The sequence below is a fragment of the Flavobacterium saccharophilum genome, from assembly GCF_900142735.1.
Taxonomy (GTDB): Bacteria; Bacteroidota; Bacteroidia; order Flavobacteriales; family Flavobacteriaceae; genus Flavobacterium; species Flavobacterium saccharophilum.
Map to the genome: position 1 here is coordinate 620733 of NZ_FRBY01000004.1, position 23326 is coordinate 644058.

Annotated in this window: 19 protein-coding genes; 7 read left to right on the top strand and 12 right to left on the bottom strand. The window is 33.0% G+C overall.

Going from position 1 to position 23326, the window contains the following annotated elements:
* Nucleotides 1-5: 5 nt before the first annotated feature.
* The 4 genes from gldG to BUA98_RS15700 form a co-directional block, all read right to left on the bottom strand.
* Nucleotides 6-1691, bottom strand: a complete 1686-nt coding sequence (gene gldG / locus BUA98_RS15680; RefSeq protein ID WP_072974042.1) for a gliding motility-associated ABC transporter substrate-binding protein GldG — start codon at nucleotides 1689-1691, stop codon at nucleotides 6-8.
* Nucleotides 1691-2416 (bottom strand): gliding motility-associated ABC transporter permease subunit GldF, encoded by a 726-nt coding sequence (gene gldF / locus BUA98_RS15685; RefSeq protein ID WP_072974044.1) that lies wholly within the window; start codon nucleotides 2414-2416, stop codon nucleotides 1691-1693. Before gldF ends, gldG begins: the two co-directional genes overlap by 1 nt.
* 156 nt (nucleotides 2417-2572) lie before the next feature.
* Nucleotides 2573-2869, bottom strand: a complete 297-nt coding sequence (locus BUA98_RS15695; protein ID WP_072974047.1) for a putative quinol monooxygenase — start codon at nucleotides 2867-2869, stop codon at nucleotides 2573-2575.
* Nucleotides 2870-3207: 338 nt separating this feature from the next.
* The gene (locus tag BUA98_RS15700) at nucleotides 3208-4035 is read right to left on the bottom strand and encodes an SAM hydrolase/SAM-dependent halogenase family protein (protein WP_072974049.1); all 828 of its coding nucleotides are present in this window, start codon (nucleotides 4033-4035) and stop codon (nucleotides 3208-3210) included.
* Nucleotides 4036-4217: 182 nt separating this feature from the next.
* On the opposite strand from BUA98_RS15700, the gene BUA98_RS15705 reads away from it, so the two are divergent.
* The 5 genes from BUA98_RS15705 (at nucleotide 4218) to BUA98_RS15725 (ending at nucleotide 10719) form a co-directional block, all read left to right on the top strand.
* The gene (locus tag BUA98_RS15705) at nucleotides 4218-5168 is read left to right on the top strand and encodes a PhoH family protein (RefSeq protein ID WP_026984005.1); all 951 of its coding nucleotides are present in this window, start codon (nucleotides 4218-4220) and stop codon (nucleotides 5166-5168) included.
* Between the two features lie 431 nt (nucleotides 5169-5599).
* Nucleotides 5600-6430, top strand: a complete 831-nt coding sequence (locus BUA98_RS15710; RefSeq protein WP_072974051.1) for a Cof-type HAD-IIB family hydrolase — start codon at nucleotides 5600-5602, stop codon at nucleotides 6428-6430.
* 118 nt (nucleotides 6431-6548) lie between these two features.
* Nucleotides 6549-7136: a DUF502 domain-containing protein gene (locus tag BUA98_RS15715; RefSeq protein WP_072974052.1), complete on the top strand. Its 588-nt coding sequence runs from the start codon at nucleotides 6549-6551 to the stop codon at nucleotides 7134-7136.
* A 149-nt stretch (nucleotides 7137-7285) separates the two neighbouring features.
* Nucleotides 7286-9634 carry a S9 family peptidase gene (locus tag BUA98_RS15720; RefSeq protein ID WP_072974054.1) on the top strand — a complete coding sequence of 783 codons (2349 nt, stop codon included), beginning with the start codon at nucleotides 7286-7288 and terminating at the stop codon, nucleotides 9632-9634.
* Nucleotides 9635-9762: 128 nt separating this feature from the next.
* Nucleotides 9763-10719 (top strand): phosphoribosylaminoimidazolesuccinocarboxamide synthase, encoded by a 957-nt coding sequence (locus BUA98_RS15725; RefSeq protein ID WP_072974055.1) that lies wholly within the window; start codon nucleotides 9763-9765, stop codon nucleotides 10717-10719.
* Between the two features lie 62 nt (nucleotides 10720-10781).
* On the opposite strand, the gene BUA98_RS15730 is transcribed toward BUA98_RS15725, so the two are convergent.
* The gene (locus tag BUA98_RS15730) at nucleotides 10782-11321 is read right to left on the bottom strand and encodes an SRPBCC family protein (RefSeq protein ID WP_072974057.1); all 540 of its coding nucleotides are present in this window, start codon (nucleotides 11319-11321) and stop codon (nucleotides 10782-10784) included.
* Nucleotides 11322-11648: 327 nt separating this feature from the next.
* Here BUA98_RS15730 and BUA98_RS15735 point away from each other — a divergent pair, with 327 nt between their 5' ends.
* Nucleotides 11649-12032 (top strand): ankyrin repeat domain-containing protein, encoded by a 384-nt coding sequence (locus BUA98_RS15735; RefSeq protein ID WP_072974058.1) that lies wholly within the window; start codon nucleotides 11649-11651, stop codon nucleotides 12030-12032.
* Nucleotides 12033-12110: 78 nt separating this feature from the next.
* On the opposite strand, the gene BUA98_RS15740 is transcribed toward BUA98_RS15735, so the two are convergent.
* From BUA98_RS15740 to BUA98_RS15770, 7 genes are all read right to left on the bottom strand, one after another.
* Entirely contained in the window at nucleotides 12111-12722 is a 612-nt protein-coding gene (locus BUA98_RS15740) for a DUF2238 domain-containing protein (RefSeq protein WP_072974060.1), read from the bottom strand.
* Nucleotides 12723-12841: 119 nt separating this feature from the next.
* Nucleotides 12842-15940 carry an efflux RND transporter permease subunit gene (locus BUA98_RS15745; protein WP_072974062.1) on the bottom strand — a complete coding sequence of 1033 codons (3099 nt, stop codon included), beginning with the start codon at nucleotides 15938-15940 and terminating at the stop codon, nucleotides 12842-12844.
* Between the two features lie 3 nt (nucleotides 15941-15943).
* On the bottom strand, nucleotides 15944-17029 hold the full coding sequence (locus tag BUA98_RS15750) for an efflux RND transporter periplasmic adaptor subunit (protein WP_072974064.1): 1086 nt from the start codon (nucleotides 17027-17029) through the stop codon (nucleotides 15944-15946).
* A 12-nt stretch (nucleotides 17030-17041) separates the two neighbouring features.
* Complete coding sequence (locus tag BUA98_RS15755; protein WP_072974066.1) at nucleotides 17042-18289, bottom strand: TolC family protein; 1248 nt, start codon at nucleotides 18287-18289, stop codon at nucleotides 17042-17044.
* Between the two features lie 108 nt (nucleotides 18290-18397).
* Nucleotides 18398-19756, bottom strand: a complete 1359-nt coding sequence (locus BUA98_RS15760) for a sensor histidine kinase (RefSeq protein WP_072974068.1) — start codon at nucleotides 19754-19756, stop codon at nucleotides 18398-18400.
* The gene (locus BUA98_RS15765) at nucleotides 19753-20433 is read right to left on the bottom strand and encodes a response regulator transcription factor (protein WP_072974070.1); all 681 of its coding nucleotides are present in this window, start codon (nucleotides 20431-20433) and stop codon (nucleotides 19753-19755) included. The genes BUA98_RS15760 and BUA98_RS15765 overlap by 4 nt, the downstream gene beginning before the upstream one ends.
* Before the next feature lie 60 nt (nucleotides 20434-20493).
* Nucleotides 20494-21582, bottom strand: a complete 1089-nt coding sequence (locus BUA98_RS15770; RefSeq protein ID WP_072974071.1) for a M42 family metallopeptidase — start codon at nucleotides 21580-21582, stop codon at nucleotides 20494-20496.
* 81 nt (nucleotides 21583-21663) lie between these two features.
* Here BUA98_RS15770 and BUA98_RS15775 point away from each other — a divergent pair, with 81 nt between their 5' ends.
* Nucleotides 21664-22344, top strand: a complete 681-nt coding sequence (locus tag BUA98_RS15775) for a DUF4294 domain-containing protein (RefSeq protein ID WP_072974073.1) — start codon at nucleotides 21664-21666, stop codon at nucleotides 22342-22344.
* The last annotated feature ends 982 nt before the right edge of the window (nucleotides 22345-23326 follow it).

The following is a 23326-nucleotide window of genomic DNA, read 5'->3' on the forward strand; positions in this document are numbered from 1 at the left end:
AACATCTATTTGCTGTATTTTCTTTTTCGCATGTAAGTAAATACAAGTCCGAAAACCAATAAAATTAGAATTGGAAGTCCGATAGTTATGAATTGCGTCATCGTATAGTTTTCATAAACTTTATCTTTATCCAATAATGGCAAATCAACATCTTTACTTCTAATGTTAATAAGTCCGGTATCGTCTAATAAATAATTGATGCAATTCATCATGAAATCCTTGTTGTCGTATAAATTTCCGGTACGCTGATCGTAACCTAATTCTACGGGCATCATATTTTTATCCAATTGATTTCGCGCCAAATCTCCATCGGCAATGACAATCATTTTATTTGGTTTTCCTTTTGCCTGAAATCCATTTTCTTTGAAAGGTAAAACACGATTCTCAAAAGCCGAATGAAAATCTCCTTCTAATAAAACAGCCAAAGGTGAGTTTCCTTTATTTAAATATTCTTGAGGAGTAGTTTGCTCTGTTACAATATTCAAATTGATTTCGGTTGGAGTTCCAATTTTCTTAGAATATTGAGACGATTGTAATAAAACCGTTTTCTTGATTCCGTTTTTCAAAGTGTCAATCGGGCTGGCAAAATCAAATTTAATCTGGCCTAAATTTTTAACGATTGGATGTTTGGTTGAAGGGATTACAATTGGAGCGTATTTCCATTTGAATTCCTGATATTGCGTTGCGCTTCCTTGTTCTCCGGTAGCCAGTTTTATTGGGCTTCCGTATTCGTCTTTTACTAAATCAGGATTAATTCTGAAACCGTATTTGAAGAACATATCGTTTAAATTCAGATCCCTTGGGTAAGCCAAAGTTGCTCCGGATTGATTGTATAAACTGTCCATATCAGCAGATACCTGATCGATTAACCACAAGGTTTTTCCGCCGTTCATGATAAACTGATCTAAAACCTGTTTTTCTTCATCAGAAAAAGTTTGAGTTGGTTTTGCGATAATCGCCAAATCATATTTTTTAAGAGCCTCTAAAGTTCCGGTTGGATTCTTAGCAACTGAATCTAATGTGAATGGCCCAATGTAATAGCTTTCTTTAATTTGTCTCAACATTTTGGCAACATGAACCTCGTTCATTTCGCCATTTCCTTTTATGAAAGCAACTTTCTTTTGTTTCGCTTTAGTAATTTTATTGATAGCATCTGAAATAGAATATTCTAAATGCTGAATCGAACCGATAACTTTTTGTTCAGTCGAAGCACCCATAATGTTTTTCAACAGCGGAATATTCACTTCTTTGTTATCATAAACGGCAATTGCCCAAGGAAAAACCATCGCTTGAGATTGTTTTCCTTTATCGTCAACCGTTATGTTTATTGGTGTTAATCCTTTTTGATAAAGTGATTTAACCATTTCCATACTTTCGTCTTCGTTCTCCATCGGATTAACAAATTCGAAAACAATATTATTGTTATAAGCCTGAAATTCTTCTAATAATTGTTTGGTTTCTTGTTGTAAACGTCTAAAATCTGCAGGAAGATCGCCTTGCATATAGATTTTAATCGAAAGCGGGTTCTTTACTTGTTTTACAATTTGTAAAGAAGTTTCAGATAAAGTATAACGCTTGTCTTTGGTTAAATCGAATCGATGGAAAAACAATGTTCCCAATACATTTAAAACAATTAAAACGAAAACGGTAATACCTAAAACTTTGATATTTTGTTGAGTAGATGCTTTCATTACGCTTTAAAAGATTTTAATTGATAAACAGTAAAAGACAAAAACAATACAGTAATGCTTAAAAAATAAATTACATCACGAGTATCGATCACACCTCGACTCATACTTTTAAAGTGATCCTGCATTCCAAATGCTGATACAATATTAGATTCTCCAGGAATCAAAGAAGCAAGCCCCTGAAAACCAAAATAAAAGAAAAAACATAGAAAAACCGCGATGATAAATGCCACGATTTGATTTTCTGAAAGGGTAGAAGTGAAGATCCCAATTGCTGAATAAGAAGCAATTAAAAATAATAATCCGAAGTAAGAACCAATTGTGCTTCCCATATCAATATTTCCTTCAGGCAAGCCTAAATTCGAAATCACCTTCACATAAATAAAAGTTGGTACAATTGCTAAAACGATCAGAAATAGTGAACCTAAAAATTTACCGTTTACAATTTCCCAAATCGATAATGGCTTAGTTAAAAGTAACTCTAATGTTCCTTGTTTTTTTTCATCAGAGAAACTTCTCATCGTAACCGCCGGAATCAGGAAAATCAGAATCCATGGTGCTAAAGTAAAAAACGGAGTCAAATCGGCATAACCGGTATTTAAGATGTTATAATCTCCTTCAAAAACCCATAAAAATAGTCCGTTGCTAATTAAGAATATAGCAATGACCAAATAGCCAATAGGAGATCCAAAAAAGGATTTTATTTCTCGTAAAATGATTGATTTCATTTATTTTATTGTTTTTATTGTTTCAGGTTTCAAGTTTCAAGTTTCAGGTTGACAAAGCTTTGCGAACTTTACGTTTTCTAAAAACCTATAAATATAATCTTTGCGTTTCTTTGCGGTTAAATCGTTCCAATTTTCAAATCCAGTATGAACTTGAAATTAATTTAAACTAACTATTTTGTCGACACTCCACGCTTCTGGTTTTGCTTTAAAAAGCTTTTTTGTAAAATCCCAAACCGAATTAAATAATTCAGATTGTCTGTAATTCTCTAAATCAGCCTCAGTTTCCCAGTAACTGTAAGTGAAAAAGATGCATTTATCATTCTTATCCTGATACAATTCTAAAAAACGATTTCCTTCGGCATTTCGTATTTTGTCTTTCACGGTTTCAAAATTCTCCAGAAAATCCGGGATTTTTTCTTCGTGAAAACTCATTTTTACTATTCTAACGAACATATTATGCAATTTTAGATTTCTAATATTAGATTTTAGATTTTGGAATTACTAAAACCCTAATACGCGCGCAAAAGTATCAAAATTGATTGTTCTTTTTATGAAAAAATAAAATATTCTAAAAAGCTTATTTTATAATGTTTTACCACGATATTGTCATTCCGAGGAACGAGGAATCCCCGCAAGTAACTCCGTTAAGAGAATCGACAATCTTTGTCGAGCTACTTGCGGGGATTCCTCGTTCCTCGGAATGACAAACGATATGTTTAAACTTCTAAGTATAAATTTCCAAATTTCCAGCATTTATAAATCTAAAATCTGAACTCTAAATTCTAAAATCCCTACAAGAACTGAATCGTAATCACATCACGATAATTCAATCCCAACAAACTATTGGCTGAACCCACTTTTGAAGGATTACTCCTAAAAATGGCAATCTCGAGAAAACCGGCTTCATTAAAAATAGCTAATTTTTCGCCCTCATATGTTTTGATTGGATATTTATCAGATGTTGCAATTGCTGAGTAATTCGGCAGAATGGTTTTGATGCTTTTGGGCTTCATTACAATTTCGTACGGACGGCCTTTGGCAACTTCTATAAATTGTTGTTTTGAGATGTTGGTCACAATGTTTCCAAAATGGTCAATGTAAATAACATATCCTTTTAGTGAATTTCCGTCGTTAGCAACTACAGCTTGTAATTCGGTAATCTGTTTAATTCCAGTAACTTCTTTTCCAATAACATTCAGCAAACCACCTTTTGCAATATGACAGGCTACTTGTATAAAAATATCTAAATCGCTGAATTCAGCCGGAAAACGATCGTGAATATTGATTTCGACAATTTTCTGCGGAACGATTTTCTGCGTAAGCATACTTAGAATTCCGTTATCAGCGCAAATAAAGTAATGATCATTCCATTGCATGGCAATATGCTGATTTTCTTTATTACGCTCAATATCAACTCCAATAAGATGTACGGTTCCTTTTGGAAAACTTAAATAGGAGGCGCCAATAACATAACTTGCTTCGGCAGTATTAAACGGATCTATATCGTGCGAAATGTCAATAATTTGAACCTCTGAATATTCAGAAAGAATTTTACCCTTTAGCGAACCAACAAAGTGGTCTTTTAAGCCGTAATCAGTAGTAAGGGTAATTATTGACATAATTTTGTTTATAACTATTGGTAGTATTTAAATCTAATTTTCATTAAATTTGAGAAATGCAAATCTAATAATACTAAATACAAATTGAAAGAAAGAAAAGACAATTTGCATTTAAAGATATGAACATACCCGACAACCACGATTTATAAAACTGATTTATTTTTAATTTAAAACTACTTCATTTGAACGAAAGAATTATCGAGCTAATAGACATCGCTCCAAAAGACTTTTGGGGCGCTCAAGACTCTCATCTTGAAATAATTAAAAAGTATTACCCAAAGCTTAAAATAGTAGCGAGAGGGACAACTTTAAAAGCATTTGGCGAAAAAGAAGTTTTAGATGAATTCGAAAAAAGATTTCAAAGGTTAATGCTCCATTTTACCCGATACAACAACATTGATGATAATGTAATTGAACGCGTAATTATGAGTGATGGTCAGGATGAAAAAAAATCATACGATCATGACAAAATATTAGTTCATGGTGTTGGAGGTAAAATAATTAAGGCCATGACGCCTAACCAGCAGTTATTGGTAGATACTATCAAAAAAAATGATATGGTATTTGCTGTTGGTCCTGCCGGAACCGGTAAAACTTATACCGGTGTAGCAATGGCGGTTAAAGCGCTTAAAGATAAAGAAGTAAAAAGGATCATACTTACCCGACCAGCGGTTGAAGCAGGAGAAAATCTTGGTTTTTTACCCGGCGATATGAAAGAAAAACTGGATCCGTACATGCAACCTCTTTATGATGCTTTGCGCGACATGCTTCCGAACGAAAAACTCGAAGATTACATTTTAAAAGGAATTATTCAGATTGCGCCACTAGCATTTATGCGTGGACGTACGCTTGACAATGCCTTTGTAATTCTCGATGAAGCTCAGAATACAACGCACTCACAAATGAAAATGTTTTTGACCCGTATGGGAAAAAACGCCAAATTTATGATTACGGGAGATCCCGGACAGGTCGATTTACCACGCAGAACTATTTCGGGTCTGAAAGAAGCTATTTTGGTTCTGAAAGATGTTGACGGAATCGGAATTATTTATCTGGATGATAAAGATATCGTGCGTCACAGATTGGTGAAAAAGGTAATTGATGCTTATAAACAAATTGAAAATCACGATTAATTTTATAAAATGTCAAATGTAAATCGTGAAATGTGTTTTGACATTTATTAATATTCGTTTTCTACATCATCTTATTAGAATGTGGAAAACGAATATTTTTTTTGAATTAGAAAATTAGAAAATTAGATTTTAAAATAAACATCCGAGTGATGAACCGTTTTTGCTTCAGGAAGCTCGTTCGAGAATGAAAATTATGCTGTTTGATGCTGTTGAAGATTTACCTTTAGAACAAATTGAAAAGGTCGTTCAAAAAGCAATAAATTTATACAAATCCGGAATTATAAAAGTTTAAATTATCTAAAATTCAATATTTAACGAAATAGTTAAATAAATAATAAACTTCGCTCATTTCAGGCTTTTACGCCTTGTTATCTTTGCTGTTCTGAGGCTAAAGACGTAAATTTGCATTATATAAATACTTGATTTTTAATATGACTAAGCTTAAAAATATAAAAGTTGTAGTAAGTGACCTTGATGGAACTTTACTCAACCCTCAACACAAAATTTCAGAGTACACCAAATCCATTTTTCAGGAACTTCACAATCAAAATTATCTTATCGTTGTAGCTACAGGCCGCCATCATCTTGATGCCATGGCTATTATTGAAACACTTGAAGTTCCGGTTTATTTAGTGAGTTCAAACGGAGCGAGAATCCATTCTCCTAATAAAGAAGAACTTTTTTCATTCAACTTAGATAGTGAAGTTGTGAAAAATGCTTTGAATGTTGATATTGACCCTGCTATTACAGTGGTTTTGTTCAAAGAAAATGTTTGGCAAACCAATAAAATAAATGAAAAATTAAACGCTTTTCAGGCAGAACTAAAATATCGCCCAGAATTGGTTGATTATAAAACATTAGAAGATTTTGGTGCAATCAAAATATTCTTCTCCTGTGATGATCATGAAAAATTAGTAAAACTAAAAGATGCTATTTTGGCGAATTCTTCAGAACATTTACATCACGCTTTTAGTTTGCCGACTTGTTTAGAATTTATGGATAAAGCTGTAGATAAAGCAGTTGCAATTGAAAGAGTTTTAGAAAAAGAAGGTTTTACATTAGAAGAAGCAGTTTCTTTTGGAGATGGTTTCAACGATGTTCAGATGTTATCTGTATCAGGAAAAGGTTTGATTATGGGGAATGCTCCAGCTTTATTAAAAGAAACCTTGCCTAATTTAGAGGTTATTAAAACCAATGCTGAAGACGGAGTTGCCAGATATATTTCTTCAAAAATATTAGATAAGGAATTTGCAATTGGTTAATTTTTAAATATTTACCAATTAAAAATAGTGTTGATTAAAGCTAAATTTATAATTTTATAGGAAACTTACCCTATTTTGGTAAGGAGCGCTATGAATTAGTAATTTAACAATCAATAGTATGGAAAAACTTTTACTTCAGATTCAGAAAAATTGTGTTTCTGGAATTATCCTTTTATTGCCTCTTGTTGTTTTCTTTATGATTCTTGAGAAAGTTTGGGGGTTTTTTCAGAAATACGGAGATAAGTTTTCTCAGTTCTTGCGTTTAGATAAAGTCTTAGGGCCAATTGCAAGTGATGTTATGGGAGGTGTTTTTTTATTGGTATTAATTTATTTCAGCGGTTACTTAATGCAATTCTCTTTTCTGAAAAGATTTACAGAATGGGTTGATAATAAACTAATGGTTTTCCTGCCAGGCTATGAAAAGAATAAAAAGTTAGCAGAAGAAAAATTAGCAAAAGAAATGGGTAAACCAATTACAGATTTACCAATATTATTAAAAGCAGGCGAATATTGGCAACCTGCCCACCTAATTGAAGAAAATGCCGCTGGTAATGCTGTAGTTTTTGTACCTGTAGCACCTTCTAAAGATCAGGGGCAAATTTATATAGTAAGTGCGTCAGATATAAAAAGATTACCGGATACTACTTTAGGAAGTTTAAACGAATCTATAAAATCAATGGGAAAAGGAATACTGGATTTTAAGTAATTCTTTTTGCAATCATAATAAGTAATCCCTGAAATAACCTTCAGGGATTTTTTTAATTAAACCCTAATTTGAAGTCTGGAGATCAATAAAGAAAAACAATTTTTTTAATAACTTTCAAAGTGTATTTTTGTCTACTCAAAACAATTACCATGACAAAAAACATTTTTATCCTTGCCTTTTTATTTCTTTCGATTACTGGTAAAAGTCAGAATTTGAAATTAGAAGAAATAATGAAAGGTGAATCTTTTATCGGAAATCAACCAACAAACGGACGCTGGTCTCTGGACGGGAAAAAGGTTTATTTTGAATGGAATCCGAAAAATGAATTAGGCGCAAGTACTTACTTCTGGCAAAAAGGAATGGGCAAGCCTGAGATTGTTTCTCCAAAAGAAGCTGCTTTTTCTCAGATGGATTTTAAAACAAAACCAGGATCAGATGTAGTTTATTATCTGGACAAAGGAAGTTTGTATTCCTATTCCATTCAGGCTAAAACTTCAAAGAAATTAATTCAGCAGTCTACCCCAATTTCTAATTTGCAGTTTGGTACTCAAACTGGAGAATTGTTTTTTGAACAAAATGATAATATCTTTAAATACAATACTAAAGAAGGGACTGTTTTACAAATAACCAACTTTAACAAAGGGATTAAAAAAGAAACAAAATCGGAAAAAGAGAACTTTTTAAACACGCAACAAAAAGAGTTATTTCAATTTATAAAAGATAAGGAAGCAAAAAAACAGTGGAATCTTGCTAAAAGCAAAGCAGTAAAATCTGATTTTGCAAAAGAGTATTTTTATGGTAAAGACCAGTTTATTAATCTGAAAGCGAATCCGAACGGAAATTTTGCCACTTTTTTACTTGTTGAAGAGCCGGAAATAAAGAAGGAAACAATGGAGGTTTTTATTACCGCTAACGGTTATAATCAAACTCCGGAAACAAAAGAGAAAGTTTCTACAGCCAATTTTGTTAAAACTAAATTTGGAATTTATTCTGTTGTAAAAGACTCGGTTTACTATCTAAACTTTTCGACTTTAAGTCATATTCAGGATACGCCAAAGTATTATGAATCGTATGATAATTTAAAAAACAAACCTAAAGAAGATAAATTGATTGTTCCGCAGGCGCCGGTTTATAGTGAAGACGGTTCATTAGCTATTGTCGAAATCAGAAGTCAGGATAATAAAGACAGATGGTTGGTAAATTTGAATTTGGATAAAGGGACTTTTGAAGAAATTGAATATCAGCATGACGAGGCTTGGATTGGCGGACCTGGAATTCCGGGATATTCTTTTGAATCAGGAACTCTTGGTTTTTTAGCAGACCAGGAAACTATTTATTTCCAATCTGAAGCTACAGGATATTCGCATTTGTACACTTATAATTTAAAAACTAAAAAGAAAACACAACTCACAAAAGGAAATTGGGAAGTTCGTGATGTTACCTTAGCGAAAGATAAAAGAGCATTCTATTTAACGACAAACACCACACATCCAGGAAACAGAAATTTTTATAAATTAGCTGTTGCAGATGGTGTTTTACAACCCATTTTAACGAAAGATGGCGCACACGAAGTTGTGCTTTCTCCAGATGAAAAATCGCTTTTAGTTCGATATTCCTATAAAAATATTCCTTGGGATTTTTATGTAGCTGATAATAAAAAGAACACAACTTTACAGCAAATATCTTCTTCAACTACAGAAGTTTTTAAACAATATCAATGGAGAACTCCTGAAGTAATCACATTTAAAGCGCAAGACGGAACTCCGGTTAACGCAAGAATTTATACGCCTAAAGCAGAAGTTGCCAACAAAGCAGCCGTAATTTTTGTACATGGTGCAGGATATCTTCAAAATGCTCATAATTTCTGGAGCAATTATTACAGAGAATATATGTTTCATAATTTGTTAACTGATTTAGGTTACACTGTTTTAGACATTGATTATAGAGGAAGTGATGGTTACGGTAGGGATTTTAGAACCGGAATTTATCGTTTTATGGGCGGAAAAGATTTATCTGATCATCTTGACGGTAAGAAATTATTGGTGGAAAAATATGGTATTGATGCTAATAGAGTAGGGATTTATGGTGGTTCATACGGTGGTTTTATCACTTTAATGGGAATGTTGACAACTCCTGGTGAATTTGCTTCGGGAGCAGCTTTACGTTCTGTTACAGATTGGGCGCATTACAACCATGGATATACAGGAAATATTTTGAATTTTCCTGAAACAGATCCTGAAGCATACAAAAAAAGTTCACCAATATACTTTGCAGATAACTTAAAAGGAAACCTTGTAATGCTGCACGGAATGGTGGATGATAATGTCGAATATAAAGATATTGTACGTTTGTCTCAGCGTTTTATTGAATTGGAGAAAAAGAATTGGACTTTGGCTTCTTTCCCTGTAGAATCGCACGGATTTAAAGAAACCTATTCCTGGATAGATGAATACGGCAGAATTTTAAACTTATTTAATTCAACGCTTCTGAAAAAATAGATTACAGTCTCAGTTTTCAGTCTCAGTATCAAAACTGAAAACTGCTACTGAAAACTGAATACTTTCTTGTTTGCTCTTTTAATTAGTTTTAAATTTGCATTCGTAAAACAACAACACAACTTAGGATAATGAGCAATACAATTACAACAACAAATTTTAATTTCCCGAATCAGAAATCAGTTTACCGTGGAAAAGTGAGAGAAGTTTACAATATTAATGATGAACTTTTAGTGATGGTAGCAACCGATAGACTTTCTGCTTTCGACGTAGTTTTACCAAAAGGAATTCCGTACAAGGGGCAAATTTTAAATCAGATTGCGACACGGTTTATGGAGTTAACAGAAGATATTGTTCCAAATTGGTTGATTGCTACACCAGATCCAAACGTTGCTGTTGGACATTTATGCGAGCCATTCAAAGTAGAAATGGTAATTCGTGGTTATGTTTCAGGACATGCTGCTCGTGAGTATGCTGCAGGAAAAAGACAAATTTGTGGTGTAACTATGGCTGAAGGTTTAAAGGAGAATGATAAATTCCCGGAACCAATTATTACGCCAACTACAAAAGCAGACAATGGTTCTCATGACGAGGATATTTCGCGTGAGGATATTTTGGCTAAAGGAATTGTTACTGAAGAAGATTATATTGTTTTAGAAAAATATACCCGAGATTTATTTCAAAGAGGAACTGAAATTGCTGCAAGTCGTGGTTTGATTTTAGTGGATACAAAGTATGAATTCGGAAAAACAAAAGACGGAGTAATTGTTTTAATTGATGAAATCCATACTCCGGATTCTTCTCGTTATTTTTATGCTGATGGATATCAGGAAAGACAGGAAAAAGGAGAGGAGCAAAAACAATTATCTAAAGAATTTGTGCGTCGTTGGTTGATCGAGAATGGTTTTCAAGGTCAGGAAGGGCAACAAATTCCAGATATGACTGATGAATATATAGAATCTGTGTCAGAAAGATACATTGAATTATATGAGAATATTCTAGGAGAGAAATTTGTAAAAGCAGATATTGCAAATATTGATCAGCGTATTGAGAAAAATGTATTGGAATATCTTTCTACTAAAGCGTAAATATTTAGTTTTAAACTTATATGAATAGCCCCGGATTAAATTTTAATCTAGGGCTATTTTTTTTATTGCTCCATTTTAGTTTTCAAATTCTCAAGTCCTTTTTGTAAATCTTTGCCAATCATTTCGTCCATTTTCATCATAGGCATCATTATATTCATTGGATAGGGAAAAACGCCGTTAATTCCCCATTTTACTTTGGTTTGATTTGCTGAGACGGCTTCGGTAGACATAAAGCCAACAGCAGTATCATTCATGGGCTCCTTAAAACGTAGTGCAAAGTCAATACGTTTTCCTTCCGTTATCTTGGTTATTTCCTGTTCTCCAACACCAACATCTTTTATATCACTTTCCCATGCTGCGATAGCACCAACAGATCCGTCCGTTCCTGTGTAAGTTGATTTCATTTTCGGATCAATATTAGCCCAGACACTAAATTCATTTTGATTTTTCAAATATCTTACATAATTAAACACACTATCAGCAGGTTTATTAATAGTAATTTCTCTTTCAACAGCATAATCTTTTGGCATAAAGTAAGCTGCTATTAATACAATTGATACAATCAGTATCAGGATGAGTAAAATTTTTTTAATGATAAGCATAAGTTGCAATTTTAAGATTGGTACTGCTTTATTTTGCTAGTTTTCAATAGTAAAGTTAAAAAAGTAAAAGGTTGGTTTTATGGTATTCTAAAATTTTTATATGATTTTTTATTTTTTTTTGATTTAAACTGTAACAAAATGAATATTTGAGCGTCTATATATGAAACGATAATTTAACATTCAGGAGAGTTTATTAGGTTTCTATTAAATGAATGTTAAGAATTAGTTAAAACAAGGTACTTGGTAATGCATAATACAAAAAATACGATTACATTTACATAGAAATTAAAAATCATCATTAATCAATCAATTTAATAATCAATCAACATGAAAAAATCAGTAATTATTTTAGGAGTAGCTTTAGTAGCTTTTGCCAATGTTTCAATGGCAGCGAATCACACATCATCAGTAGTGAATCCAAAAATTGAAGTATCACATAGTTTTTCAGCTCCATTGCATGTAGCAGTTAGTAAAGGAGATTTGGAAGTAGTGAAAAAATTTATTGCATACGGTGCAGACGTAAATGAACAATCAGAAGACATGACACCTTTAATGATTGCAGCGCGTTATAACAAAGTTGAAATTCTTAAAGTATTGCTAGAAAACGGTGCACGTCCTGGTGATAAAAATGAGAAAAAATATACTGCTTTGAAATATGCAGAATTATCAAACGCAACAGAAGCAATCGCTATTTTAAAAGATTTGAAATAACAGTTTTGTTTTAATCTAGTTTGAGTTAGTATACAAAACGGCCTTCCTTGAGCAGAAGGCCGTTTTTATTTTTATGTGCTAAAAAGTAGCAATTAAAATTTTCTGAATTTGCTTATCCTGAATTCGTGAAAACAGAACTAATGCTGTAATTGCTCCAATAGTTGCATAAAGCATATCAGATTGTGTATCCCATATATACCCTTGTGTTCCAAGAAACGAATCTCCACCTTCGCCTGTTGCCAGAGAAACAAACCATTCGATAAATTCGTAAGCAGCACTGATCGCTAAACAAATGCTGACAATAATAAAATTGAAAAAACTTTTATTATTAATGACTTCTTTTCTAATAAACAATTCTCTTATAATCATGGCCGGAACAAACCCCTGAGCAAAATGTCCAACTTTGTCGTAATTATTTCTGCTTTGATGAAAAACTTCTTTTATATAATCGAAGAAAGGAACTTCCGCATAAGTGTAATGTCCTCCAATAAACAGAATAATACAATGAATTAAGATCAGTGTATAAGTGAAATTTGTAAATCGGAATTTTTTGAAGGTAAATAACAAAATCAAAAATCCGATAATAGCTGGAATAACTTCAAGAAAACACGTAAATCCTTCTTTTGGATTTATAATTGAAGCTAATAAAGAAATTGCAAAAACCGAGAGTAAAAAATAGATGTATTTCATAAATTGTATTTCAGTTAGATTGAATGCAATATATTAAACTAAAATGTAACGAAATCAAAAAAGCACCATTAAAAATAATGATGCTTTTTCTTTAACCAAATTAACTTATTTTGAAATTGTTACTCAATGGGAACATGTTTTTTGCGATTGAAAACCCAGAATATAATAGGGAAAACCAATAACGTTAAAATAGTTGCTGTTATTAAACCTCCAATAATTACAATGGCCAATGGTTTCTGTGATTCAGAACCAATTCCGGTTGAAATTGCAGCAGGCATTAAACCTATTGATGCCATTAAGGCTGTCATAACTACGGCTCTTGTTCTGGCTTTTACTCCCATGAAAATAGATTCTTCCAGGGTGAATTTGGCCTTCAGATTATGATGAAATTCAGAGATCAGAATAACGCCATTTTGAATACAAATTCCAAGTAAAGCTATAAAACCAACACCAGCTGAGATTCCAAAATTCATTCCGGTAATATGTAACGCCATAATTCCACCAATAATGGCAAACGGAACATTTGCCAAAACAAGCAACGAATCTTTAATATTTCCAAAAAGGATAAACAGCAATACAAATATTCCAATCAAACTTATCGGCACAACCTGAGCCAAACGCGCGCTGGCACGAACTTGATTTTCAAATTCTCCTGTCCATCCGGTTGTGTAACCGTTTGGCATTTTCAATTCGGCTACTTTTTTCTGTGCTTCAGCAATTGTACTTCCTAAATCGCGATCACGAACAGAGAATTTTACACCAATGAAACGTTTTGTATTGTCTCTGTAAATGAATGCTGGACCAGTAACCGTTTTAATGTCGCAGATTTCTTTCAACGGAATTTTAACGCCACTGATGGTTGGAACTTTAAGTTCGGCCAAATCTTCTTCATCTTTACGGTATTCTTTAGAAAAGCGGACTCTGACATCAAATTTTTTCTCATCTTCATATTTTTGAGTGGCCGTTTTTCCTCCAAAAGCTAATTCTAAAACAGCCTGAGCATCATTCAATGTAACGCCATAAGCAGCCATTTTTTCTCTGTCCAAAATCACACTGATTTCTGGCTGACCAACATTTCTCAGAATTCCTGCATCTTTTATCCCTGGAATATCTTTAATTTTTGCCAGAACTTCATTTGAAAGTTCATCTAGTTTATCCAAATCATCACCATAAATTTTAACAGCATTTGACGCTTTAAAACCAGCAACAGATTCGGCTACGTTATCAATAACCGGCTGAGAATAATTATAGGTAATTCCCTGATGCACTTTTAGTTTAGTATCCATTTCATTAATCAGTTCATCCATACTGATTTTTCTAGTCCATTCTGATTTTGGTTTTAAATCTACCTGCAGTTGGATAAATCCAAATCCATTTGGATCGGTTCCGTCGTTGCTTCGACCTGTTTGAGACAACACATTTTTTACTTCCGGAAAACTTTCCAAATCTTTTCTAATCATTGCAGCAGTTTGCACACTTTCTGGAAGCGATGTACTCATTGGTAATTCTGCTGTTACCCATAATGCTCCTTCATTTAATTGTGGAAGGAATTCAGTTCCTAGAAAAGTTGCGGAAAAGAAAATAGAAGCAACAATTGCAACTGAAGCAATTAAAGTTTGTACTTTATGTTTGAAAGTCCAAGCAAATCCTTTTCCAACAATTCTATCCCAGAAATTCACAAACGGATTGTGTTTTTCTTTTACATTTTTATTTAAAAGAATATGTGATAAAACCGGTACTAATGTCAAAGTAAAAAGTAAAGCTCCCATTAAGGCAAAACCTAAAGTGTAGGCCAAGGGCGAGAACATTTTTCCTTCTACTTTTTGGAATGAGAATATGGGCAATAAAGCGGTAATGATGATTAATTTAGAAAAGAAAATAGCTTTACCCATTTCAGTTCCTGTTTTTTTAATCAAGCTACCTTTGGCAATTTTATTGTAAGCCGTCATTCCCAATTGATGCGCTCGGTGGTCTAATACCACAAACAATCCCTCAACCATAACCACCGCGCCATCAATAATAATCCCGAAATCGACCGCACCCAAACTCAGTAAGTTGGCACTCATTCCCATCATTTTCAGACATAAAAATGCAAACAATAACGACAATGGAATAACGATAGAAACCGTAAAAGTAGTTCGCCAATCGGCCATGAAAAGAAACACTACACAAGTAACCAGAATAATTCCTTCGAATAAATTGTGCATTACAGTTTCAGTCGTGAAATTCATCAAATTATCACGATCGTAAAACGTTTCAATTTTAATGTCCTTTGGAAGAACATTATCATTTAAATCCTTGATTTTATCTTTGATTAATGCTAAAGTTTCCTGAGCATTTTCACCTTTTCTCATCACAACGATCCCTTCAACTGCATCATCATTTTTACCAATTCCGGTTTGCCCAACTCTTGGCATTGAACTTTCATAAACCGAAGCGACATTTTTTACCAGAATAGGATTTCCTCCAGCATCATCAACAATAATATTTTCGATATCCGAAATCGATTTTAAAAGCCCGACACCACGAACTACAAAAGCTTGTCCGTTTTTCTCAATAATATCTCCACCAACATTTAAGTTTCCGGCATTTACAGCATTGTAAACTTGTAGTGGTGTAATGTTATATTTTGCTAATTTAATAGGATCAACACCAACTTCATAAGTTTTAGTTTGTCCTCCAAAAACATTTAAATCCGCAACACCAGGAACTGAACGAAGCTGTTTGTCGATAACCCAGTTTTGATAGGTTAATAATTCTCTACTGTCTCTGCTGTTACTTTTTACAATATATCTGAATATTTCTCCTGTTGGCCCGTAAGGTGGCTGAACATCGGGTTCAACATCTTCAGGAAGGGAGACATTTTTTAATAAATTATTAACCTGCTGACGTGCAAAAGTATCATCAACGCCATCATCAAAAATAATTTTGATTACAGATAATCCAAACATGGTAATACTACGAACACTTGTCTTTTTCTGTACCGAGTTCATTGAGATTTCGATAGGAGATGTCACAAAACGTTCTACTTCTTCGGCACTTTTCCCATTCCATTGTGTAATGATAATAATCTGAGTATTCGTTACATCCGGAAAGGCGTCAATTGGCATATTTTTAAAGGAAATAAATCCTGCTACCGCCAATAATCCCACCCAAAAAAAGGTGAATGCTTTATTCTTAAGTGAAAAAGCAATAATATTTCTAATGAATTTGTTCATGACTTATTCGTTTAAAGCGCGATAAATAAATAGCTGATTATTGGTAATGACTTTTTCATTTTCTTTCAAGCCACTTTTAATATAGGTAGTGTCTCCAACAACACTATAAACTTCAACTTGTCTTGTCTCGATATTGTGACGATCTTTAAAAACCATTACGAAGTTTTTGCTTTTATCAAAAACAATGGCATTACTCGGAATAGCTATCAAGGATTTATCTTCTTTAAAAGACAATTTAATATTGGCATTCATGTCAGGTTTTAATAAGTAACCTGGATTCTGTAGTTTTATACGTGCCTGCATTGCTTTTGTTTCCGGATCAATTACGTTGAAAATTTTATCTACTTTTCCCTTAAAAACTTTATCAGGATAACTTAATGTGGTTACATCAGCATCAATTCCAAGTTTTACTTTATTAATATCCGTTTCATTGATATTGGCCATTGCCCAGACCTCACTGATTTCAGCAATATCAAATATGTTTTCAGATCGGTCACTTCTTAAAAGCATATCCTGATTAATGCTCTTTTGAATGATAAATCCACTAATCGGAGCCGTTACTTCATAAATAGAGCCTGCTTTGATATTATAGATTTTATACGTTTCCTGAATTTTTCCTAATTGAGATTGTGCTTTCGCTACTTCAGATTTTGCCTGAAGAACATCACTCTCCGAATTTAATTTTCCGTCAAATAATTCCTGAGCAACTTTTAAATTGTTTTTCGCTACTAATAAATCACTTTTTGCATCAAGAGATTGTTTTTCAAAATCAGCAATATCAGTACTTTTTATCGTTGCCAAAACTTGTCCTTTGTGTACGTAATCTCCAAGTTCAACATTTACTTTAATTACATTTCCACCAACAAGCGGATAAACATCAATCATTTTATTGTTGTCAGCGGTAATTTTTCCATAAAAACTTAGTTCGTTTTTAACAGGCTGAGTTTGTGCGACAGCTGTTGTAGTAGTTTTTAGCATTGAATCGCTTAATGCAAAAGAAGTATTGGTCTGCGGATTCTCAACTTCCTTTTTACAGCTTGTGAATGCCAGACTCACAATTGTAATTCCTATTATTAGTTTATGTTTCATCTTTAATTAGTTTTAAAATAAGTCTTTGTTGATGGTACTGTTTAATTCTTCTCCTGAAAGCGCTAGTTTTTTCTTCAGTTCGTTAACTTGAACCGTTGCTTGATTATAGCTTTCCATAAAATCTGTAAATTCTAACAAGCTCACATTTCGTTTTTGAAAATTGGTTAACATTCCGTTGTAGACTGCATCAAAATCGGCGTTTATTGTTGGTTTTATAACCGCGTAGTTTTTGCGCGATTCATCCCATTTATTCCATGCCGATGTAATTTCTGTTTGCAATTGCAAGTCAAAATTTTGCTTCTCAACTTTAGATTGATCTAAAATGGTTTGAGCGTATTTAATGTTTCCTTTATTTTTATTCCAAAGAGGTAACGGAATTCCAAGTGTCAAATTAGCTTCTTTATTAAAGGCACCGCTTCGTTGATCGTAGTTTGCGCCTACAGTAATATCTGGAACTGAAAGCGATTTTTGCCATTTTACATTGATTTCGTTGGCATCAATTTCTTTTTGTTTGGCTAAATAATCAGGACGATTGGCGATTGCCTGATCTTCAAAAGATTTTAGATCAAAATCGATAGTTTTAAGATATTTATTGAATTCTGTATCAGAAACAATTGGAACTATGGTTTCAGTTGAGTTTAATAACAATTTCAAATTCGCTTGTTCTTCGATATTGTTATTGACAACTTCCATTCTTTCATTTTTGAAATTCAGATAAAGTGATTGTAAACGCACAACATCTTTCAAAGGAATATTTCCTTTTTGCGCCTGAATAGAGTAGGAATTGATTAAATCTTCAATGTGAGCTAGTTGTTTATCAGTCGTTTCAAGACTTTTTGTATTGTAATAAACTGTGTAGAAACTCTTGCGTAATTGCAATTTTAATGTTCGTAGCAAATCATTAAATTGCAATTCAGCTAATTGCTCATTAGTTTGAGCTAGTTTTACTTCATTACGTTTTTTTCCACCTAAATAAATAAGCTGTTCAATACCAAATGCTTTTTGACCGTCTTTTCCAATATCAAAATATTGATTTCTTTCAGGATTATAAGCATTTAATTCTGCGGTAATTGTCGGATTATCCCAAATACGTGCCTGAATGGTTAGCGCTTTTGAAGCATCAATATTATATTGAGAGGCTAGTAAAAAGAGATTGTTTTTTAAAAATTGGCTTTCACAATCTTCGAGACTGACTGTTTTTTGAGCCAAACCTGCCTGACTTACAAAAATCAGAAATAGTAGTGCAAATAACTTTTTCATTGTATCGGTTTTATTTGATACAAAGATGCTATCTGGAGGCTTTAAGACGCCTTAAGAACGACCTTAAAAAGACCTTAAAAATGTATGTAGATAGAAATGAAAAAGATTTTAATGAAAAATCAATTGAAAGAGATTTGTATTTTCTTCAGGAATACTGTATTTGATTTCAGCCTTATGAAGTATCAAAATACGATTTACAATACGCAATCCAAGTCCAAAACCAGTTGTTCCTTTAGAATTGACACCGCGCATAAAAGGTTGAAAAAGATTCGTTTGCTCCTTTTCGCTTAATGTATTTCCTGTATTTGAAATCGAAATAATAAGATGTTCGTTTTCAGTACTAATTTTTACTTTGGCTTGTTTGTTGTCTGAGTATACACAAGCATTTTTTAAAACATTACCTAAAGCAATTTCAAGTAAGTTTTTGTTTCCTTTAATTTCTAAAGCAGTATCCAGATTATCATCTTCTTCCATTTCAAAAAGAATAACGAAATCAGGAAAGCTTTTGTTTAAGTTTTCAATTGCTGAAAACAGAATTTCATCTATTCGATGTACTTCATGATTTTCAAGATTCTTATTATCTATTTTCGAAAGAATCAGAAGTGAATTAATAAGTTCGGTTAATTGATTGACATCAGTTAAAATGGTTTTTAAGAAAGATTTTCCTTTATCAGATGTTGCTGAATCGGTAATTGTATTTTCGATTTGAGAAGTTATTCGCGACAGCGGAGTTCTAAGTTCATGTGAAGCGTGCGCCGTAAATTCTTTTTGCTTTTGATAAGACATTTCAATTCGGTCCATCATGAAGTTAAATTCATTGGCGATCAAATCGATTTCATTTTTAGTACTATTTGATGCTATACGAGTGTCAAGATTATTCTCGTTTATATTTTTTATTTTTTGATGAAAAATACTAAGCGGACTCATTGCTTTTTTTACCATAAATGAGGTCAAAACCCAACAAATACAGGTAAAGAATATATAAGAAACAATCAAAGTGTATCTAAGAAAGAGTAGTTTTCGTTTACCATAATCATCTGTCGCAGATATCAACGCATAAAAATCTTTGTCTTTTGTGTCATAGAAAACACCATAAACTTCATAATCACCTTGTTGCTTAAAAAAGGTTTTATGTTTTTTAAGGTATTTTAAATCTTCAATAGACCAGTTTATTTTAGCATCGTCAATACTGCTGTAGATTAATTTGTAATGAGAATCAAAGACCAATGTTTTCTCATCATATAGTTTATTGATCGAATTCTGATCAATCATTTTCAAAAGCTGATCATCGACTTCTTTAACATTAACCAAAAGTTTAATATTCGAAAGTGCCTTTATTTCCAGACGATCGCGAAATTCTTCTTTTCTGAAATTAGAATACAAAACAAATATCACAGTAGATGCCAACCCAAATAGGATTGTAAAAAGCAAACTAACTAAAAGCGATATCCGGTTTTTTAATGTCATTCCTGAGCACTTAAATAATATCCGTAACCAATTTTGGTCCGAATCAGTTTTGTTTCGTGGTCCTTATCAATTTTCTTTCTTAAAAAATTGATATAAACTTCAATTGTATTTTGATTGGTTTCAATATGATAATCCCAAAGTTTCTCTGCAATAAATTGTTTAGATAATACTTTTCCTTTGGCATGAGCCAGAATCAGAATCAATTTAAATTCTTTTGGCGTCAATTTGATTTCTTCGCCCAAGCGAAATACTCTCATATCATCTTCCAAAATTTCTAAATCTTCAATAATAATCTTGTTCTCACTTTGCTGTGGAATATCTTTTCGTCTTAAAAGTGATGAAATACGGGCATACAATTCCTCAAAATGAAAAGGCTTGACCAGATAATCATCGGCACCACTATCAAACGAAGCTAATTTATCTTCAATTTCGCTAAAAGCAGTTAACATTATAATAGGTGTCTTTTTATCAACTTCGCGAATGCCTTTGCATACATCAATTCCGTTTGTTCCGGGCACATTAATATCAAGAATAATCAAATCATATTCCTGTGGTAGGTATTTCTTTAATAATAAAGAACCATCATAATAAGGTACACACTCGAATTCTTTTGAAGTAAAGAATGCAGAGATTTCTTTAGATAAAGTAAAATCGTCTTCGAGTAATAGTATTTTCATGCTGTTTTTTGTGAGTCAATTCGGCTAATAATAACCGAATTGACGTTTTAAATTTCTTTCTTATTTAAAATAAGAGAAAGTCTCATTATTTTCAATTTTCAATAACGATTCATAAATCAACTGAATCACATTTTCAACATCTTCTCTGTGAACCATTTCAACAGTAGTATGCATATAACGTAAAGGTAAGGAAATCAATGCAGAAGCCACACCGCCATTACTATAAGCAAAAGCATCGGTGTCTGTTCCCGTTGCTCTTGAAATCGCACTACGTTGAAACGGGATTTCATTTTCCTCAGCTACATCCACAATTAAATCACGTAGTTTATTTTGAACTGCCGGAGCATAAGCAATAACTGGACCTTTACCCATTTTAAGATCGCCTTCTACTTTTTTGTCAATCATAGGAGTAGTGGTGTCGTGGCATACATCAGTAATAATGGCCACATTTGGTTTAATGGTTTGTGCAATCATTTCCGCCCCACGTAAACCAATTTCTTCCTGAACCGAATTAACGATATACAATCCAAATGGAAGTGTTTTTTTGTTTTCGTGCAATAAACGAGCAACTTCAGCAATCATAAAACCGCCCATTCTGTTATCGATAGCACGACAAACAAATTTGTTCTCGTTCAAAATCATGAATTCATCAGGATAAGTGATAACGCAACCTACATGAACGCCCATTTCAAGAACTTGTTCTTTGGTTTCGCATCCTAAATCGATAAAAATGTTACTCAATTTCGGAATCTCTTCTTTGTCACGCAAACGTGTGTGAATCGCTGGCCATCCAAAAACACCTTTTACAATTCCTTTTTTAGTGTGAATATTAACTCTCTTCGAAGGTGCAATCTGATGATCAGAACCACCGTTACGTATTACATATAATAAACCATCATCTGTAATATAATTGACATACCATGAAATTTCATCGGCATGACCTTCGATTACCACTTTAAAAGGAGCATCAGGATTAATAATTCCAACCGCAGTTCCATAAGTATCAGTAATAAATGTATCAACGTATGGTTTTAAATAATTCATCCAAAGTTTCTGTCCTTCACTTTCATATCCGGTAGGTGAGGCGTTATTTAGGTAGCTTTCCAGGAAAGCAATTGAGGTATCTTTTAAGATAGATTCAGTACTCATAAAAATATTTTTTTGCTAATTTATAAATTTGGTATTAGAGTTGTATATAAATATATAATTTTACATTTAAATTATGACTCGATGAGATTTACCTACATTCTTTTATTCTTTATGTTGATTTCGTTTTCAAGCCAGGCTCAGGTTACACCAAAAGAAAATGAGCAAATGGGCTATATTCTAACAGAACGAGATTCTATTTTGGGCGATACCATTGAATTGCCAGAGATTATTATTACCAAAGAGAAGCTCGATCCCGAAGCTCAAAAGCAGTTCCTAATTCTTCAGAATAGAGTTTATAAAGTATATCCATACGCAAAATTAGCTGCAGATAGATTAACAGCTTTAAACCAGGGAATGTCACGTCTGAAAACCAACCGTGAAAAAAAGAAGTATTTTAAAATTGTAGAAGACTACCTTAATAATGAATTCGAAGCAAGACTAAAAAAACTTTCGCGTAAACAAGGTCAAATTTTGGTAAAGTTAGTTCACAGACAAACGGGAATCACAACATATGAATTGATCCGAACGTTAAAAAGCGGTTTCAAAGCCTTTGTTTCAAACACCACCGCCAATTTATTCGACATAAGTTTAAAGAAAGAATACAAGCCATATGAAGTCAATGAAGACTATTTAATAGAAACAATTCTACAAAGAGCATTCGAATCCGGCCGATTGATAAATCAGAAAGCAGCAAATCCCGTAAATTATAATGATCTTATGAATCATTGGGAAGCAAAAGCAAAAGAACCCAAAGAGCAATAATGATAAAGGTACGTATATGGTATAACATCCCGACAGTTTCTTAAAACCTGTCGGGTTTGTTTTTTATACATATATATAAGGAGATAAATTCCACTATAATATATAGTACAGAATATATCTGAGAGGGCTGAGCGAAGCCGAAGCCCATTTCAATTGGAATTTGGATTTTCAAGATTTGGAATTTGTTTTTTAATAAGGAGCTGATCCCGCTGTTCCTTCCAATCTTTTGTGGTGAACCCCACCACAAAAGGATTTTCCCTCCCATCGGGACTAGGGGAGATGTTTTCAGAAGAAAATTATCGTTTCAAAGAAATAAAAAGAAGACTTTGCGCCTTTGCATCTTTGCGAGAACCTTTGAAAACAAAGAAAAACCCAGCTTTGTGTCTTTTTCAAAAGCAGGTAAACCCAATAAAAGGGAAGAACTAAAACTTTGCGCCTTGGTGCCTTTGTGACAAAACCCATCCAAAACAGGCAAATCCAGTCAAAACCCAGAAAATGCTAAAAAAACTTTGTCTTATAAAAACCGTTATACCAGTGACTTATAAAAAAGATTGAAATTATATAATAAAAACCCTTGTAAATGTAAATAAAGGTGCTACTTTTGCACCCGCAACAGCGATAGACGTTCACTGAAATACTGACAAGCACACGAATTAATACTGAAAATTTTTTTTTCAAAAAAGATTCCAAAAAGCTTGTGAGATTTGAAAACGGATGTTACATTTGCACCCCGCAAAACACGGAAAGTTCCTTGATAGATTGGTAAGAAAAACAAAGAAATGAGACGAAAAAAAAGTTTCAAAAAAACTTTAAAAAATTCTTGCTAATTAAAAAAGAAGTTGTAGTTTTGCACCCGCTTTGAGAAACAAGCGAAACAAGATTGAAAGATACGTTCGTAGACATATTGAATTGACAGCCGCTTTAACAGAGATGTTAGAGCAAAAGAATAAAGAGTAAGATAATCGAGAGATTAAGAAATGAA

Coding starts and splice junctions, on each gene's coding strand:
- gldG (WP_072974042.1), bottom strand. CDS start 1,691: ATGAAAGCATCTACTCAACAAAATATCAAAGTTTTAGGTATTACCGTT.
- gldF (WP_072974044.1), bottom strand. CDS start 2,416: ATGAAATCAATCATTTTACGAGAAATAAAATCCTTTTTTGGATCTCCT.
- BUA98_RS15695 (WP_072974047.1), bottom strand. CDS start 2,869: ATGTTCGTTAGAATAGTAAAAATGAGTTTTCACGAAGAAAAAATCCCG.
- BUA98_RS15700 (WP_072974049.1), bottom strand. CDS start 4,035: ATGTCAATAATTACCCTTACTACTGATTACGGCTTAAAAGACCACTTT.
- BUA98_RS15710 (WP_072974051.1), top strand. CDS start 5,600: ATGACTAAGCTTAAAAATATAAAAGTTGTAGTAAGTGACCTTGATGGA.
- BUA98_RS15715 (WP_072974052.1), top strand. CDS start 6,549: ATGGAAAAACTTTTACTTCAGATTCAGAAAAATTGTGTTTCTGGAATT.
- BUA98_RS15720 (WP_072974054.1), top strand. CDS start 7,286: ATGACAAAAAACATTTTTATCCTTGCCTTTTTATTTCTTTCGATTACT.
- BUA98_RS15725 (WP_072974055.1), top strand. CDS start 9,763: ATGAGCAATACAATTACAACAACAAATTTTAATTTCCCGAATCAGAAA.
- BUA98_RS15730 (WP_072974057.1), bottom strand. CDS start 11,321: ATGCTTATCATTAAAAAAATTTTACTCATCCTGATACTGATTGTATCA.
- BUA98_RS15735 (WP_072974058.1), top strand. CDS start 11,649: ATGAAAAAATCAGTAATTATTTTAGGAGTAGCTTTAGTAGCTTTTGCC.
- BUA98_RS15740 (WP_072974060.1), bottom strand. CDS start 12,722: ATGAAATACATCTATTTTTTACTCTCGGTTTTTGCAATTTCTTTATTA.
- BUA98_RS15745 (WP_072974062.1), bottom strand. CDS start 15,940: ATGAACAAATTCATTAGAAATATTATTGCTTTTTCACTTAAGAATAAA.
- BUA98_RS15750 (WP_072974064.1), bottom strand. CDS start 17,029: ATGAAACATAAACTAATAATAGGAATTACAATTGTGAGTCTGGCATTC.
- BUA98_RS15755 (WP_072974066.1), bottom strand. CDS start 18,289: ATGAAAAAGTTATTTGCACTACTATTTCTGATTTTTGTAAGTCAGGCA.
- BUA98_RS15760 (WP_072974068.1), bottom strand. CDS start 19,756: ATGACATTAAAAAACCGGATATCGCTTTTAGTTAGTTTGCTTTTTACA.
- BUA98_RS15765 (WP_072974070.1), bottom strand. CDS start 20,433: ATGAAAATACTATTACTCGAAGACGATTTTACTTTATCTAAAGAAATC.
- BUA98_RS15770 (WP_072974071.1), bottom strand. CDS start 21,582: ATGAGTACTGAATCTATCTTAAAAGATACCTCAATTGCTTTCCTGGAA.
- BUA98_RS15775 (WP_072974073.1), top strand. CDS start 21,664: ATGAGATTTACCTACATTCTTTTATTCTTTATGTTGATTTCGTTTTCA.